The sequence below is a fragment of the Vallitalea guaymasensis genome (genome assembly GCF_018141425.1).
GTDB classification, from domain to species: Bacteria; Bacillota; Clostridia; order Lachnospirales; family Vallitaleaceae; genus Vallitalea; species Vallitalea guaymasensis.
In genome coordinates this window covers 996,269-1,012,510 of record NZ_CP058561.1, presented here as the reverse complement: position 1 = coordinate 1,012,510, position 16,242 = coordinate 996,269, and the positions used below count along the sequence as shown (strand labels likewise).

Annotated in this window: 17 protein-coding genes; 16 read left to right on the top strand and 1 reads right to left on the bottom strand. The window is 27.4% G+C overall.

What is annotated here, in order from left to right; all coding sequences use genetic code 11:
- Nucleotide 1 precedes the first annotated feature (1 nt).
- The 14 genes from HYG85_RS04530 to HYG85_RS04465 all read left to right on the top strand — a co-directional run bounded on the left by HYG85_RS04530 (nucleotide 2) and on the right by HYG85_RS04465 (nucleotide 11,600).
- Nucleotides 2–1,111 carry a hypothetical protein gene (locus tag HYG85_RS04530; RefSeq protein ID WP_212692473.1) on the top strand — a complete coding sequence of 370 codons (1,110 nt, stop codon included), beginning with the start codon at nucleotides 2–4 and terminating at the stop codon, nucleotides 1,109–1,111.
- Nucleotides 1,108–1,695 (top strand): hypothetical protein, encoded by a 588-nt coding sequence (locus HYG85_RS04525; protein ID WP_212692472.1) that lies wholly within the window; start codon nucleotides 1,108–1,110, stop codon nucleotides 1,693–1,695. The genes HYG85_RS04530 and HYG85_RS04525 overlap by 4 nt, the downstream gene beginning before the upstream one ends.
- Before the next feature lie 13 nt (nucleotides 1,696–1,708).
- The gene (locus HYG85_RS04520; protein WP_212692471.1) at nucleotides 1,709–3,271 is read left to right on the top strand and encodes a BppU family phage baseplate upper protein; all 1,563 of its coding nucleotides are present in this window, start codon (nucleotides 1,709–1,711) and stop codon (nucleotides 3,269–3,271) included.
- 19 nt (nucleotides 3,272–3,290) lie between these two features.
- A complete protein-coding gene (locus HYG85_RS04515; protein WP_212692470.1) occupies nucleotides 3,291–3,554 on the top strand; it encodes a hypothetical protein in 264 nt (87 codons plus the stop codon).
- Nucleotides 3,555–3,593: 39 nt separating this feature from the next.
- Complete coding sequence (locus tag HYG85_RS04510; protein WP_212692469.1) at nucleotides 3,594–4,235, top strand: N-acetylmuramoyl-L-alanine amidase; 642 nt, start codon at nucleotides 3,594–3,596, stop codon at nucleotides 4,233–4,235.
- A 59-nt stretch (nucleotides 4,236–4,294) separates the two neighbouring features.
- A complete protein-coding gene (locus HYG85_RS04505; RefSeq protein ID WP_212692468.1) occupies nucleotides 4,295–4,600 on the top strand; it encodes a phage holin family protein in 306 nt (101 codons plus the stop codon).
- A gap of 126 nt (nucleotides 4,601–4,726) precedes the next feature.
- Nucleotides 4,727–5,599 (top strand): hypothetical protein, encoded by an 873-nt coding sequence (locus HYG85_RS04500; protein ID WP_212692467.1) that lies wholly within the window; start codon nucleotides 4,727–4,729, stop codon nucleotides 5,597–5,599.
- Nucleotides 5,600–5,703: 104 nt separating this feature from the next.
- A complete protein-coding gene (locus HYG85_RS04495; RefSeq protein WP_212692466.1) occupies nucleotides 5,704–6,450 on the top strand; it encodes a hypothetical protein in 747 nt (248 codons plus the stop codon).
- Between the two features lie 119 nt (nucleotides 6,451–6,569).
- Nucleotides 6,570–7,013, top strand: a complete 444-nt coding sequence (locus HYG85_RS04490) for a hypothetical protein (protein WP_212692465.1) — start codon at nucleotides 6,570–6,572, stop codon at nucleotides 7,011–7,013.
- Nucleotides 7,014–7,417: 404 nt separating this feature from the next.
- Complete coding sequence (locus HYG85_RS04485; RefSeq protein WP_212692464.1) at nucleotides 7,418–8,737, top strand: hypothetical protein; 1,320 nt, start codon at nucleotides 7,418–7,420, stop codon at nucleotides 8,735–8,737.
- Nucleotides 8,738–9,181: 444 nt separating this feature from the next.
- Nucleotides 9,182–10,006, top strand: coding sequence for a hypothetical protein (locus tag HYG85_RS04480; protein ID WP_212692463.1), 825 nt, complete (start codon nucleotides 9,182–9,184; stop codon nucleotides 10,004–10,006).
- A 339-nt stretch (nucleotides 10,007–10,345) separates the two neighbouring features.
- Entirely contained in the window at nucleotides 10,346–11,020 is a 675-nt protein-coding gene (locus tag HYG85_RS04475) for an AbiTii domain-containing protein (RefSeq protein ID WP_212692462.1), read from the top strand.
- The gene (locus HYG85_RS04470; RefSeq protein ID WP_212692461.1) at nucleotides 11,010–11,183 is read left to right on the top strand and encodes a hypothetical protein; all 174 of its coding nucleotides are present in this window, start codon (nucleotides 11,010–11,012) and stop codon (nucleotides 11,181–11,183) included. The genes HYG85_RS04475 and HYG85_RS04470 overlap by 11 nt, the downstream gene beginning before the upstream one ends.
- A 252-nt stretch (nucleotides 11,184–11,435) precedes the next feature.
- Nucleotides 11,436–11,600 (top strand): hypothetical protein, encoded by a 165-nt coding sequence (locus tag HYG85_RS04465; RefSeq protein WP_212692460.1) that lies wholly within the window; start codon nucleotides 11,436–11,438, stop codon nucleotides 11,598–11,600.
- Nucleotides 11,601–11,690: 90 nt separating this feature from the next.
- Here the strand turns inward: HYG85_RS04465 and HYG85_RS04460 are convergent, their stop codons facing one another.
- Entirely contained in the window at nucleotides 11,691–11,885 is a 195-nt protein-coding gene (locus tag HYG85_RS04460) for a hypothetical protein (RefSeq protein WP_212692459.1), read from the bottom strand.
- A gap of 391 nt (nucleotides 11,886–12,276) precedes the next feature.
- On the opposite strand from HYG85_RS04460, the gene HYG85_RS04455 reads away from it, so the two are divergent.
- Nucleotides 12,277–13,035, top strand: coding sequence for a DNA adenine methylase (locus HYG85_RS04455; protein WP_212692458.1), 759 nt, complete (start codon nucleotides 12,277–12,279; stop codon nucleotides 13,033–13,035).
- 203 nt (nucleotides 13,036–13,238) lie between these two features.
- Complete coding sequence (locus HYG85_RS04450; RefSeq protein ID WP_212692457.1) at nucleotides 13,239–16,151, top strand: KAP family P-loop NTPase fold protein; 2,913 nt, start codon at nucleotides 13,239–13,241, stop codon at nucleotides 16,149–16,151.
- The last annotated feature ends 91 nt before the right edge of the window (nucleotides 16,152–16,242 follow it).

Here is a 16,242-nt window from a genome sequence, read left to right as displayed (position 1 = left end):
TATGCTTAGTTTAGAAAAGAACGGTTATACAGAACAACAGATTATAAAAGCATTACACTCTAATAGGGAGATTGATATAAGATATAATCTGTTAAACAAATTTGACATAAGAATAGGAGAGTTGACGTCACCTCAAAGCGGTAATAGTATAGAGATGAATAGTTTAGCAGAGATAAAACGTACAGCCACTTTCAATATCAAAGAAAATGAATTAAATGATATAGACTGGCTGAATGATAGGATTCAACCTATATTTTGTTTGAAGATGCCTAATGGATTTGCTGAGTGGTCATTAGGCATCTTCCTTATATCATCACCAACTAGACACGAAGAATATAGCCAGATATGGAGAACCATAGAAGCCTATGATTCAAGCTTAATTCTAAAAGAAGATAAGTTTGACAATAGATACAGGATTGTAGCTGGTACTAATTATGTAAACGCAATAATTGATATTCTTAATAGTGGGTTAATCAGAAAAATAAATATACCAGATAATAATTATTTAATATCCACAGACAAAGAGTTTGAGATTGGTACAACTAAACTAGAAGCTGTAAACAGCTTGTTGAAAGAGATAAACTTCAACTCATTATTTGTAGATGAAAATGGTATTTTTACTTCAGGACCATATATATTACCTACAAACAGACAAGTGGAATATAGTTATAGAGATAATGAGTTAAGTATTATATATCCTGGTGCAGTGGATGAACTTGATTTGTTCAACGTACCAAATAAATGGATAGTTGCATCAAGTAATCCAGAAAGACAGCCACTTATCAGTACTTATACAAATAACTCTCCTGTATCTGTAACAAGCGTATACAATAGGCAAAGAAATATAGTCAAGTACGTACAGCTAAATGATATTTTAGATCAGAACACATTGGATGATTATACAAAAAGATTAGTATTTCAGGATAGCCAAATCTATAAAAAGGCTATTATTGAAACTGCTTTAATGCCACATCATAGTTATGACAATTTATTATTTCTAGATCATTCTACTCTAGGTATAGCAACCAACTATATAGAAACCAGATGGAAAATGGATTTGAAAGTTGGAGGCAGGATGAAACACGAATGCAGGAAGGTGATAAATATATGAGTGAAATAATAACAGCTGAAGAAGTTGTAGAATCAGAAAAAAAAGAACAAGAAGAAATACAGCAGCCTTTTAAGTTAGGTATTGTAAAAGGTTTATTTGATAATAAAACTGCCAAAATACAATTTGATGGTGAAGAGGATGTAAGTGAAAAACAATACTCTTACTTAGCTGATTATAAACCAGCTGTTAATGATAGAGTATTGTTGGCTAGGGTTGCAGATACTTATATAGTAATCAATAAAATCAATTATAAAGTAGAGCCACCTGAACCACCAAAACCATCAAATACTTTTGATCTACTGTATGTTACTGGTACTGCTCGGATACGGACATTAGATGTTAACGGTAATGCTGAACTACAAGGGGCAAAATTTACTGGTGGTGTTGACTTTCACAATGGAGTTGACTTTCATAATAGTACAGTTTGTAAAAGTAGTTTTAGGACAGATGGCAATCTAGGATTTTTTAACAGAACACCAACATACAAACGTTCAGTCAGAAGTCTATATAGTTCTGATAACAGTAGCCTGAAAAATAAAATTAATGAAATGATAAACGTATTGAATCAATATGGTTTATTCTAATAGGGGGGATAATTTGAAACAAGAATACAGTATAAAAGTAGGTACACAAAAGAGATTACATTACATAGAAAACATCAATTTTGTTACTTTGGATACTAACATAATCAACATCAAACTATACGATGAAGAAGATAACATCATTGATCTAACGGATAGTAATATAAAAATAGACTATGAAGATGAACAAGGTAAAAAATATTATCAGGATGAAGATTCAGGATGCATTATTGAAGATGCTGTGAATGGATTGATACAAGTCACTATTGATAATGGTATATTCTTAAACCAAGGAAAAATAAAAGCTGAAATAGTAATCAAAACTGATAAAGATAGAATAACAACTAATCAATTTACATTTAACTCTAGAATACCAATAGACATAGATGGAGAAGCAGTAAAACCACAAGAGATTATACTATGGACAGAAAAGATAGAAGAGATAGAAGAGAACATCAAAGGAATAAAATCAAAGACCGACAAAATCAAGGTTAAAAGTGGCAATAACTATTTCATAGGTAATGTTGCCGGGGAATTTGCTACTGGTGGAATGAACAATATAGGTATTGGCTTTCAATCTTTTGCTTTCAATGAAAGAGGTAGTAATAATACAGCAATGGGAAGTGACTCACTATCAGCTAATAGAACAGGAAGCAATAATATAGCAGTGGGTTATGGTTCTCTCAAAGGTAATATAAGAGGTAATGATAATATCGGATTAGGTTTTCAAGCGTTATGTAGAAATACCTTAGGTTTTAGTAATATAGGTATTGGCTATAAAAGTTTATGGAGTAACACTACTGGTCAAGATAATATATCAATAGGTGCAAGTGCCTTAGAGTATAATACTACAGGCAATAATAATATAGGGATAGGAAGAGACAGTTTAAATTGTGTAGAAGAAACCAGTAGAAATATAGGGATAGGAAAAGAAAGTTTAGGTAGCTGTTATGATGGCAGAGATAATATAGGAATAGGCTATCAGTGTTTATATTATATTGAAGATGGCAGTGATAATATTGCATTAGGTGACTATTCCTCTTTGTATACAATAGAAGGTAATGATGTTATAAGTTACAACAATTCCATTGCAATAGGAACAAAAACATATTTAAGCAGCTCTGATCAAGTACGATTGGGGAATACAAATAATAATGTATATACATATGGAAGTGTTCATAACAGAGCAGATGAAAGGGATATAGCTGATCTAGAAGATACTAAATTAGGATTGGATTTCATACTGGGATTGAAACCAAGACAATTTAAGTTTAATTACAGAGAAGATTATATCCAACTAGCCGAAAATGGTCATATTACTAAATTACAGAAAGATGGTTCTAAGAAAAGGAATAGGATACATCAAGGTTTCAGTGGACAAGAGATAAAACAATTATTGGAAGATAAAAAAATAGATTTTGGTGGATATCAAGATCATAGCATCAATGGTGGAGAGGATGTATTAACAATAGGATATTCAGAATTTATAGCACCTTTAGTTAAAGCAGTACAAGAGCAGCAATGGATAATTGATGGTTTATTTCATAAAATAGAAGCAATAGAAAACAAATTAATTTAGAAGGTGTAGGGTGTGAATAATGAGTGATATAGTAACACAAAAAGAATTTTATGAAGCAATACAGAAAGTTACAAAAGAGACTAACGATCTAACAATAGCAATGACAGAAACTAAGACACTCATAAGAGACTACAACGGGTTAAGGCAGACTATAAATGATGTAGATGATAGAGTACAAAAGCTAGAAAATGACAAAGACAATAAAAAGAATTATAGAGAATACATAGCATGGCTAGTAGCGTTAGTAAATACGTTACTGGCTATTTTTATGGCAATTAATTGATATTAAAACAATTATAAAAAAAGAAATGGAGAGATAAATATGAGTATAGCAGTAGTAGGAAGTAAATTTAAAATTGAAGAACCAAATAATAACAAACCAGAATACATAATAATACACCATGCACTGGCGAAACATTGCACTATAGATGATATTCAAAGATGGCATTTAGAATTAGGTTGGTCTGGGATAGGGTATCATTACTTTATTAGTAAAGAAGGCTATATATTTGAAGGAAGAAAGGAAGAGCAAAGAGGAGGACATTGTAAACAGGGAGATATGAATAGTAGATCTATCGGTATATGTTTAGAGGGGTGCTACCAAGAGTATAAAAACCAAACAGATAAAGATGTACCAGCAAAGCAACTAAAGGCATTGTTTAATCTAACAAAGCACTTACAAAGAAAGTATAATATTCCAGTAAGTAATGTAAAAAGACATCATGATTTTGCACCTTATAAATTGTGTCCAGGTAATTACTTCCCTTGGGAAGAATTTATACTAACGCTTCAAGAAGAAAATATTTTGCCAGATATAGATAAACATTGGGCTAAAGATAATATTTATAAAGTGGTAGCAGCTGGAATAATGGAAGGTTTTCCAGATGGGGAATTTAAACCTAACTTAACAGTTACAAGAGCAGAATTGGCAACAGTAGTAGCGAATTTGTTAGATATAATGTAAGACTAAAGACTTGTTTAGTTAAGATGTAAATAATAATAGAAAAGATTGGAGAGATTAACATGGATTGGAACGCAATAATTAGTTTTGTAAGACCCGAATTATTTGGTTTAATAGTATTCTTATATTGTTTTGGATTATTCCTAAAGAAAGTACCAGCATTTAAAGCTGAATGGCTTATACCTATTATTTTATTAGGTGTAAGCTTATTTATTACTATTATTTATATGGGTGTAGTAGTAGAGGGTAAGTTTACACCAGTAGTAATTGTAACTGCAGTAATACAATCTGTAATTATTGCTGCTATAGCTGTATTTGGTAATGAGATTATAAAGCAATTAACTCAGAAAAAAATACTAGATAAGTAACGTTTTAGCCTACATACTATGAAAAAATAGTTTTGTAGGCTCTTTTTGTTGAATAAACATCAATGTTCTGATATTATAATAATGTAATAAAAAAATGTGTGAAAAATAAATAATGAGGTTAAATTTATGGCACTAGAAGATTTTATCAGTATGCAAGAAAAATTTTATAATTTAAGAAAGAATAAATCATATAATATACCAGAATTAAGAATAAGTGTTAAAAATGTGATAGACTTTAAAAATTTGTCTTTAGTAAATATAAATGGATGGATACTAGAAATATGCAATCTTAGTTATGAAATAAAAGTATGTTTAGCTTCATCTATTGCCTATGATACATTAATGAAACAGGAACCAAATTATGGGGAATTAGAGTTTCAAAGGTTAATCTATCTAAAAATAGTTTTAAACGATTTATTTTCATTTAAAGATAAAATAGGATATCTGTTTTATGAAGCTTTGGACAGAAAAGTAAATAAAAAGTATAAAAAAAAGTATGTTATTGTTGAGTATGATTGGATTAATTTTAAGATAGTATCAAGTTATCTTAAAAGAATAGAATACGAAGAAATTCAAGAACTTAAATACTTAAGTGAAGAAGAATTAAAATGTATAAAAAAATATTTTAAAAATATAGAACAAATTGGGAGTGAAATAAATCGTATTAGAAATAAATTTATTCATGCTTGTAGTGTTCCTATCGATTCATTTGGTACAGGAATATTCAAAAAAACAATTGAACCTAAGAATACTGTAGAAACAGCATATCAAATTATAAATAAATCTGCTAATAAATATTCCAGTTTACAGGATGTAAAAGAAGGACTTGAAAAATATAGAAATGCTAAATGGATGCAAATTGGTGGACTACAGGAAGAATCTTTAAAGTATGAAGACATCGTACAAAAAACTATAAAAATATGGAAAAAATATTGCCGATATACCGAAGAAGTAATAAAAAACATAGAGATATTAAGGAAGTGTACAGTTATAGATTAAACAATAAACAAGTAAGGTTAAAATGTGATTGATCGTATATAAAGATAATATTCAATGATTAAAAAACTAACGATTTTGGATGATTAAAATTAGGAGATGTTGATATGAATTTAGATTTAATATATGGATATAATTTCAATTATTTTAAAAATAGGAGAGAACCATTTAGAAGAATTGAGTGCTTATTAAATAGTGAAAAGATTTCCTCTATAATTGAAAAAGACGAATTGGATTACTTAAATATAAAGATAGAGAATAGTTGCTCAAAGCTTATAATGGCTATACATGCTGGTCAAAAAGCAATTGATAAAGAATTTAATTTTATTCTTTCTCAAAATAAAGAATGTCCAGCACTATTTGGAGAAGAAGAAATAGACATTGTATTTTATGCAGAGTCATTAATTTTATTTTCAAGAGCAGCATTAGACATATTAGCTACTTTTTTAGGGAAAATATTATTGGAACCTATTATGACTGTGAGAGTTGATAGCTTTAATAAGTTTATTAAATCTATTCATAAGATAGATAACAAGGCATTAAATGGATTCAAGAATTTATTTGACAAAGAGGATGAAAATCAATTTAGTTGGCTTAAAGTTCTATGTGGATCATCAAAAGGGCGTGCTGTTAGAGATCAAATTGTACATCAAAAGAATTTAAATGTTTATTATGCAGAATATAGAACAGATTCAGCAAAAGAAAAATGTTTTGTTGAATGTTTAGGGTATAAGCTATCATTGGATTATTTCATTAATTATATGATAGATTCATTACTTAATATAGTATACAGGATGGAAGATTTTATAATTGATGACTTTAAAGTTCTAAAAAAACTAAAAAAAGCAAAGTAAAATTAGTATATATAAAAGTTTGCTTACACGTTGATAATATATTATATGGTTTGTAAATAAAAAAAATGATACCGAATTAAAGTGTTTAAGATGGTGATAAAATGCTGGAGTTACTACTTATGGGTTCAATTATAGTTGGCTCTGTTCATAAGGTTATTAGTGAAAATAAAGAGAGAAAACTTATGAAAAAATTTGGTGTAATAGAGAGATTTGAATATATTAGAGGAAATAAATGTAACCGAACTCCCATGACATATAAAAGGCATTTAATTAAAAATGGTTTTGAAGTGCGCTTTGGTAAAGATAATAATGGTAGTGATGTTGTTAAACTTGCTTCAAGTGATATTATACTGATTAACTCAGAGGGTAAAATTAATAAAATGTTTACAAAAATAGAAGTAAAAAAGGGTAAATTTTATGGAAATTGTAAATCCAAAAAACTACATCGTTATAATTGTGAGTGGTTAATTAAATCAAATAAAATTGGATTTAAAGAATTTGAAACTATACAAGATGCTATTAGAGAAGGATATGAGTTATGTAAAGTCTGTTTGCGGCAGTAGATAATAATTAAAATAATTTTTGAACACTATACTAAAATAAGCTTTAGGACAAATTGTAGATAAAGAGCAGCAATATAATGAATTAATAGTAACAAATTATTAATAACCAACCTATGCCTATGAAAATAGACATAGGCTATTTTTATTGCATAAAATCTTAAAAATTGATGTTATATTATAAGATATTTTAATATCCTAAATAAATATATGTTATAATATATAAAGTTGATAATTACTTCTTATATTTTAATTAACGTTGGATGTGGAGTAGATGGAAAATCTGGTTACGGCAATAAATAATTTGGGGTAATATAACAAGATTAAGTATAATAAAAAATACTATGTTTTGTAATTATGAATGTTGTGTAAAAAATATAAAGTTTGTAAACAGAAAGGGGTAGTATATGAATATTTATAATAATTGGGGATTTAATAATCCACCATTTAATCATAAACCTTTAGGTCGTGATTTTTATGGAGAACGTTTATTGATTGGAAGAGAAAAAGAAATATGTAAGATTATTAGTCGTTTAAAGTATACAAATAAAATTGTTACAGTTGAAGGTGATGTTGGAATTGGCAAAACTAGTCTAGTCAATGTTGCTTTATTTAAAATGTATGATGAAATTAATAAAACTAATGAAGGTATTCAAGTGCCTTGTATAGATATATTTCAATTGTCATCTGATGAAGATATTAATACCTTCAGAAAGTCAGTGCTTTTAAAACTAGCTGAAACGATAGTATGTAATTGTGAGTTTGTTAATAATAAGATGAAACATACTATTGGGAAATTCTTTGATCCTGAGACGGTTACTTCAGTTAATGGTGGGTTATCTATACTTGGTTGTGGACTTGACACTGGCAGAAGTAAAGAATTGAATGATACACAGGTATTTAGTGAAGATGGATTTTATAGCTTAATAGTAAATTTTCTTGAAGACAGCTTTAGGGAGTTTGAGAATAGTGGAATTGTTTGTATTATAGATAATCTTGAGTTGATTAGAAGCGATGAAAAAGCAAGATACCTTTTAGAGCAAATGAGAGATACAGTTTTTAATATACCAGGAACAAAATGGGTTTTATGTGGAGCAAATAACATATTTAGAAGTCTTGTCAGATCTCAACGACTTCAAGGGTATATATACGATCCAATAAATGTAAATCCATTAAGTATTGAAGATATTCCAAAAGTATTAGATATAAGAATTGATGTTTTCTCAACTGACGATTATTATTTGCCATTTGAGGAAGAAGAATTTATTTCTTTATATAGAATACTAAAAGGAAATACTAGAGCAATTTTTGATATGATTGACAAATATTGTAATTGGGTATTTGAAAATGGTGATACACCTGATACAAGTGAAGATAAAGAAAGTCTATTTGGAGAATGGCTTAGAACTATTGCTATTAATGACTTAATGGACATAATTAGCTCGGAACGTAGTAATTACATAGAAATTTATTTTAACATATGTCAAAATGGTGAACGTATATCTAAAAAAGAGTATGAGGAATTAATTGGCATCTCTACAATTGCATTTCCTTCATATGTAGAGTTTTCAGAAAAATATGGGATAATGAAATTAGACGGTGATTATTTGAGACATCAAACAAAGGGTTCTTTTCTAAAGTACTATTTTGAGGAATTTGATAGTTATTCTGAGTTATGCATAGCAACAAAGGAGGAATTTGATATAGATTTAGAGGATGATTTATAGAGGTAAGTTATTAATACTTCACCTATATATAAGAGTTATATCTGTAATCCCTAAAAAACAATTCTAACAAAAAATATATTTAAGACATACATAATCACTGATTAGTAGTATATGAAATAAACAAGTATTATAATAGTTTTATATCTTGATCCCATTTTAATTATGGTACAGAAAAATACAATCAGGTACAAGTTACAGAAGGGACTATATAAGGCATAGAAAAAGCTTTAGGGCAAGTTAAAGGTAAGTTTTTATTATTTTATAATGATTTTCAGTATATAAGAGAGTAATACAAAGAATATAATATTGAGGAACGTAGAAAACACATAATTTACTTAATAAGTTTAAGGATAAAGAGCTGGTAATATACTAAACAAGCACTAGGACAGATTAAAGGTAAACTTTAACAGTATATTAAAAAAATATTTATATAGAGGTGGTATTTTGAAAAAAGAGGTTAAATGGGCAAATCCAGAAAATTTTTTTGCAATGTTTCGCTGCACTACAGTACAATATGCTGAAAGTTTTTTAAACAAAGGACAGATTAAATTCAATACGCCAGATTCTTGGGTTAAATATGCTATTGAAAATAGTGAGGGGCGTGGTGACAAATTTGAAGGTACAATGGCAATGTTTGATATGCTTTATGATTTGGAACATATCAAAGAACTTAATGAAAAATATATGAAATATTCAAAATTAAAACGTATGAAAATTGATAGGAGTATTTACTTAAAAAGTGAAAGGGATATGTTATTACCTTGTTTTTGTTTCTATATATTAAAAAATAAAATGTTTAAATGTCCTGACGTAGGAGGGACACATAGGTTAAGTACAATGGTACCAGCATCATATTTTAGAGATTTTATGGATAATTTAGAACCTTGCAAAGTGAAAAAATTAGATGAAAAAGATAAACCTGCTGTAATAGTTGTTTATAATTACAAAGAATTCGAAAACAGAATAATTAAAGCATTAATGCAATTAGGTTTAAAAAGAGAAGAAATAATTATTGCACGTGTTAGTTACTTGGATTTTAATTATAATACGTGGTGGGATTTTGGACAAATACCACCATTAGAATTAGCTATTAAAGATATAAGATTTAGTTCACAAAGTGAAGGTAGAATAATTATAAACACAGATGATATTAAAATTAAAAATATTCTAGAAGAACCCATTGAAATAGGTTCATTAGAAGATATAGCTTCAATAAGCAAGACATATCTTTATGAAGGAATGAAAATTGATTTAACTGTAGATTTATAATTATAAGTTTTATATTATTATGCTAGACTATGAGTCACTTTAAGTTGTCTAAAAGAAGAAGTAATTATTTTGTTTTTAAATATATAAATAATATTAGGATAATTAATTTAACAGAGGAGGAATTAGTTAAGGTAATTATCTACTTAAATTTACGAGCTAGAAATATGGTAGGAAGAGTATTGCAAGCATGAGAAAGTTATCAAAGCTAGAGATGACGAAAAATAATTATTGATTTTAGGTATATAGATATATAAAATTATACATTTGATTTAGAGTTAAAATGGTAATTTTAGTGGTTAATTACATGATTTGATTTTTTATTTTAGGAGAGGATATCTTATGGCAAAAAGTAATATTATTAAAGAGTTAGTTAATGAAGAAATTAATTTGGACAAAGCCTTCTATAGACTTTATTTAATAGCCAATGATATAGAAGATGATTGGCTTGTACAATGGACTGAAAAGGAGTTGGGAGGTTATAAATCGATAGATGAATTACCAAAATATAGAGTTATTAAGTCAGGGCATATTACATACTCAGGAATTAATGGTAGTTTTCAAGTAACAAATGTTCCACTACCACATCATTACTTGCCTGATGAAGCTAGAGAAAATGCTACGACCACCCATGTTTTAGATGGAGTAAAAACTATTGAATCTTTAGCCTGTACAGATGATAAAATGACAAAAGATATAACAACTTTAGCACCACTTGTTTATAAAAAAACTGGAATTCAATGTATAAGTATGAGAGTAATCTATGATTCAACTTCATATAAGGATATATTAAATGTATTGAAGACTAAAATAATAAAACTATTATTAAAGTTGGAAAAAGAATTTGGTCCTTTAGATGATTTAGATATACCATCACATAAATTAGAGACGATTAATTTAGATAAATTGTATAAAGAAATAAAACTAATTATTACAGATAACTCTATTACAATTGGTGATGGTAATACGATTAAAAGTTCTGATTTAAACACAAGGAGTGACAAAAATGGGGATTAGAATTGGGGATAATAATAAGATATCTAAAAGTGAAATAGTAGAAAGTAATGGTGAGAATTCTGAGAAAAAATCAAGTTCATTTTTATACATCATTATCACCCTTTTAGTGACTATAGTGGGGGGAGTAATTGTAGGATTGATTTTAGGTGGATTAGGTTTATAGATTTGAATGATATAATTTAACTAATTAACATTAAAATATACTAAATAAGTAGGATTATTACGACAATATTCATTTGTTATTGTAATAGCTTATATATTAACAAAATTACAGAACAAGTATATTGGTAATAATTAATACAAAAGCACTGATTAGTATATAGGAGCCTTAAATGGCTCTTTTAATTTGCCTAAAAGCAGAAATATATTATAATAGTACATAGCTATAATATAAATTACAGTGGAGGATATAGGTATGGATAAAAATATTATATGGTTAGCAAAGCGACTAAAAGATATTGCAGCAGACCTTGAGAAACTTACAGAGACAGAAAAAAGAGAAGTTGTTGAAAGACTTGACAGTATATCTTATAAAGCATCAAATCAGTTATATAATGTTTTAAATGAGTACATGAAATAAAACAAGTATTTGTCAAAGTCTATCTTAAGATAGACTTAAACATTATATAAATACCATATACAAGTCTTAACTTCATATCTAAGTTCGCATTCATATTTTTTTATTATTCCATTTAGTTATACAGCCGAATATATGTTGTGGATTACCAGCAATCTTATTGGTTGTATGATATAAAATCTGAATGTGACCATATGGTTTACCTTTAAAGTCAAATCTGATAGGCTCAATATTACCTTCTTTATTACTCCAAGCTAGACAATTGATCTTTTCTAAATACACTTTCAATTTTATCACCTGACATTATAATAACACGAACATATATTCACGTAAAGGGGAACGAAGAAAGCATTAGGGGTAAGGGAATACTATAGTCAATTAATAGGCAAAAATATTAATTAAATACATGTTTAGTGAAGATAGAATCACGAATTAAATGTTAGTTGACAAATTCAGAACATTATTAGTGGAATAAAAGAGATAATTTTAAAAGAGACTTTTGTAATAGAAATTTCTTTCTGTATTAGAAAAAACTCTTTTTTTTGTCGTGGTAATGTCGTAAAGGTAACTAGTAAAATGTAATTGAGGTAGATTAAGATGGAATTAGATACATATGTCAGATGAAGTTTAATTTAAATTCTTAAAGATGACTACTAGAACTATACAGGAGGTGATTACAATGAGAAGTTTTATAAGTTGGATGGGTGGTAAAAATAGCTTGAAGAAAGAAATAGTAAAAAGGTTTCCTGCAACAGAGTTCAATAGATATATAGAGGTTTTTGGGGGTGCTGGGTGGGTATTATTTCATTCAGAAAGACATGCAGAGACAGAGATATATAATGATTTTAATAGTGATCTTGTGAATTTATTTAAGTGTGTAAAATACCATTGTCCAGAAGTGGAAAGGGAACTAAAGTTCTTCTTGAATTCAAGAGAGTTATTTAATGATTTTAAAGATAGTTATAACACTGCAGGTATGACTGATATACAAAGAGCAGCCCGTTTTTTTATGCTGATTAAGACAAGTTATGGTTCTAAATTACATAGTTACGGATGTGTTAAGAAAGATATACCAACAGTGGTTAAATATCTTGAAATAGTACAAGAAAGATTATCTAAGGTGGTAATAGAAAACAGGGACTTTGAAGATGTGATAAAAACATATAATAAGCCTAAGTCATTTTTCTATCTTGATCCACCTTATTATGGAACTGAAAAATATTATCAGGTACAATTTTCAAAAGAGGATCATATAAGGCTTAGAAAAGTGTTAGAGCAGGTTAAAGGTAAATTTTTATTATCTTATAATGATTGTGAGTTTATAAGAGAGTTATATAAAGATTACAATATAGAAGAAGTTAGAAGACCTCATAATTTACATACTAAGTATAAAGATAAAGAGCAGGAATATAAAGAATTAATAGTAACAAATTACTAATATTAAGCCTATGCCTATTAAATAGCGTATAGGTTATTTTTTATTGCATAAAAACAGATAATTTGATATCATATTTTAGGATGGTGCAGTATATTTAGAAGATGGGAGTTTAAAATAAAGATTTTATTATATAAAAGATTTGCATAGTTTGTTTATAATATAAAATTTTAATTATTAGAAAAATGTAAAATGAGGAGATTATCATGAGACAACATAGTAAAAAAAACAAGTATACATATATAAATTATTCAATGCTATTAAAATCTTTTTTTGTTGGGGCTTTAATTTCTGAGCTTTTTATTTTAGTTACTGTAGTTGATAAGGTGTTTTGGGAATTCCCTTTTTTACCTAATAACGAATGTCTAATATGGATCATTAGAGTATTATATTATTTAATAATTATATGTTATCTTTACATGAGAAATTATTGCAAGAAAATGAAAGTACTTATAAAAAGTTTAAGGTTAGATTTGCTAATTTTTTTGGTTTGGGGAGGAATCCTAGTATTTGTTTTTGATGGTTTTGGTACGATTTCTTTTGAAAATTTACTTAGAACATTGGCTTTCCCACAACTTATGGCTTTGGTTTTGTTGCCTATTATTTTTTGCGTCTCATTTTTCTTAAGAAATCAACAAGTTAGTTTAGTAACGAAGCTTAATGAAAACTCACTTTTTATGAGTGACAAAGAAGTTGAAAGTAGAAGTGATGATAAATTTAATTTCTCAGATAAGGCTGATAATTTTTGTGAGAAAGTTTATAATGAAAACTCATCAGAAGGTTTGGTTTTTGGAATTGATGCTCCATGGGGAACAGGAAAATCAACATTTGTTAACCTTTGTAAAGAATATTGGAATAAAAAATACAAGGATGAGATAATAGTTTATACATTCAATCCTTTAAGATACGAAAATAAAGAAAAAATGTTAGATAAATTTATATTTGGGTTAATTAATGAAATCAAAAATCACATTTTTGTTCCTGAGATTGAGTGGCTTATTTCACAATATGCTAAAATAATAAAGGATTCTAAACCATCATTTTCTGTTATGGGATTAGGATTTAAACTTCCATCAGTAAATCAATCAATAGATGATATTTTTGAGAGATTGGAATCAGCGTTAAAAAATATAGATAAGAAAATAATAATAATAATTGATGATTTAGACAGATTAAATTTTTCGGCTATTAAAGAGATGCTTTTTGTAATAAAAAAAGCTTTTACCCTATCTAATATTTCTTATGTACTTTGTTATGATACAGAGAATATTGGTAAACTTGAAAAAACAAATTTTGATACAGAGAATGTAATGGAGTTCTTAGAGAAATTCATTAATGTAAAAACTAGTATTTTTTTAGATAATAAATTATTGCTAAAATATTTTATTGATAAAAAAGATGAAAGTTTATCAGAAAATATTATGGCTGATCCAGTTCTTATATCAAAAGCTATAGAAGGGGTTAAAGATATATTTGAGTCTAATGATTATTACCGTTATTTGCCTTTTATCGGTGATGCTAGAAAGCTTAAGAGACTAATAAATACAATTTTATTACTTAATATTGAAAAAACTGATTTTGATAATTGTGATTTCAACAAAAAAGATCTTACTAATTTATTATTAATTTATATCAATTATCCTAATATATTTAGAACTATTTATAATACTGAAACTGCAGGCAAAAATGGATTTTTTTCAGTTTTGGTTAAGGATAAGGAAAAATATAAAAATTCATCTTTGTACGAAAACTACTTAAGAAATCTTTCAGAAAATCAAAAATTTATTTTAGATGAAGTTTTTAATGTAACTCAAAGAATTAAGGATAAAACTATCAATCAAGAAATATTGACTTCATATGCTTGCTTTAATGGTTCAGAATGGAATGGAAACAATAGAAATTTAGAAAGATATCTGAATCTTATAATCAATACATCTTTTCCTGCTAAGATTGAACAGTATAGATTTTATGTTAATTGTGTACATGAATTATTATTAAATAAAACTATTGAAGATTTATTTAATAGTAAAGAATTTTCTCTTGAAAATGGTGAAGATACTCATGAACAATTCTGGAGAACTTTAGTTAATAATGTGTATGAAATAACTAATTATAAAAAAACAAAAGAGATAATTGGTTACGCTCTTAAGAACTTAAACAAATATTCATTGTTAAAAATTAGAAGTTTTAGAGAAACATTAATTATATTTATCGTTAAATTACTTAATGATATAGGCTGGATTGATAAAAATATAAAGCAGTATGATAATACAGATAAAAATATAGCTAAAATTGCAGAATGGATTTTTGGGGAAGGTGATTTTAAGGAAGAAGGGGTTTTAAACATTTTAGGAGAAGAAGAAAAAGGTGTTTTAGCGCTATATGATATATTGAATTTTCGTATTTCTTGTCATGAAAGTAGAGGATTAGATATATTTAATTTAACAAGGGCTTTAGTTAACCATATAAATCCTAAAATAAGTGTTAAAGATATTAATAAAGATTTTGTTAAAAATGAAATGCGTGAGATATCTCAAAATATTTTTATGACTTTTAAGTCTCGTTATATTGAGCAACAAAAAAATATTTTTGATGAAATAGATAAGCTTACACTGAATGATGTAGGTGGATATAATAGTTCTAATAAGATTAAAGGTGAAGGAATAAATAATGAATTTTCTTTGTTGAAATTTAAAATGAAATCTTTTATTATTTATCAATTAGGAAATACCATAAATGATGATACAGGAATTGGTTGCGGATACTATGATGTTAGTGGAAACAAAGATAGTAAAGGCATAAATAAAGAATTTAATGAGTATTTATTTGAAATTTGTTTTAAAGCAGAGAATAATAGTACAACTAACTATACGCATTTTTTAGATTATTTATTAGCACATTTGTCTAGAGATTATGTACTTGATATAAATTTGATATTAAATGTTTTAGATAAAAATTCACTCATAACTTATTGGAAACACAGAAGAAATGATATTAAAGCACTAAAATTTGAAAGTAAAAATATTCAAATAATAACAGGTAGCTATACTGCATCTTATGATAAACATTTAGTAGATATTTATAAAGTACTTGATGCATTATTACCATCAAATGAGTAGTATTACGGTGATTCATCTTGAGTAAAAGTATGGAAAAACTATTGATTATATTTGATGATATAAATAGATGTTTGAAATCTGAAAATATAAA

What these genes read in the sequence shown, in the direction of transcription:
- HYG85_RS04455 (WP_212692458.1), top strand. Translation starts at nt 12,277, where the DNA reads ATGAGAAGTTTTATAAGTTGGATGGGTGGTAAAAATAGCTTGAAGAAA.
- HYG85_RS04485 (WP_212692464.1), top strand. Translation starts at nt 7,418, where the DNA reads ATGAATATTTATAATAATTGGGGATTTAATAATCCACCATTTAATCAT.
- HYG85_RS04505 (WP_212692468.1), top strand. Translation starts at nt 4,295, where the DNA reads ATGGATTGGAACGCAATAATTAGTTTTGTAAGACCCGAATTATTTGGT.
- HYG85_RS04530 (WP_212692473.1), top strand. Translation starts at nt 2, where the DNA reads ATGCTTAGTTTAGAAAAGAACGGTTATACAGAACAACAGATTATAAAA.
- HYG85_RS04450 (WP_212692457.1), top strand. Translation starts at nt 13,239, where the DNA reads ATGAGACAACATAGTAAAAAAAACAAGTATACATATATAAATTATTCA.
- HYG85_RS04510 (WP_212692469.1), top strand. Translation starts at nt 3,594, where the DNA reads ATGAGTATAGCAGTAGTAGGAAGTAAATTTAAAATTGAAGAACCAAAT.
- HYG85_RS04525 (WP_212692472.1), top strand. Translation starts at nt 1,108, where the DNA reads ATGAGTGAAATAATAACAGCTGAAGAAGTTGTAGAATCAGAAAAAAAA.
- HYG85_RS04490 (WP_212692465.1), top strand. Translation starts at nt 6,570, where the DNA reads ATGGGTTCAATTATAGTTGGCTCTGTTCATAAGGTTATTAGTGAAAAT.
- HYG85_RS04495 (WP_212692466.1), top strand. Translation starts at nt 5,704, where the DNA reads ATGAATTTAGATTTAATATATGGATATAATTTCAATTATTTTAAAAAT.
- HYG85_RS04515 (WP_212692470.1), top strand. Translation starts at nt 3,291, where the DNA reads ATGAGTGATATAGTAACACAAAAAGAATTTTATGAAGCAATACAGAAA.
- HYG85_RS04500 (WP_212692467.1), top strand. Translation starts at nt 4,727, where the DNA reads ATGGCACTAGAAGATTTTATCAGTATGCAAGAAAAATTTTATAATTTA.
- HYG85_RS04470 (WP_212692461.1), top strand. Translation starts at nt 11,010, where the DNA reads ATGGGGATTAGAATTGGGGATAATAATAAGATATCTAAAAGTGAAATA.
- HYG85_RS04475 (WP_212692462.1), top strand. Translation starts at nt 10,346, where the DNA reads ATGGCAAAAAGTAATATTATTAAAGAGTTAGTTAATGAAGAAATTAAT.
- HYG85_RS04465 (WP_212692460.1), top strand. Translation starts at nt 11,436, where the DNA reads ATGGATAAAAATATTATATGGTTAGCAAAGCGACTAAAAGATATTGCA.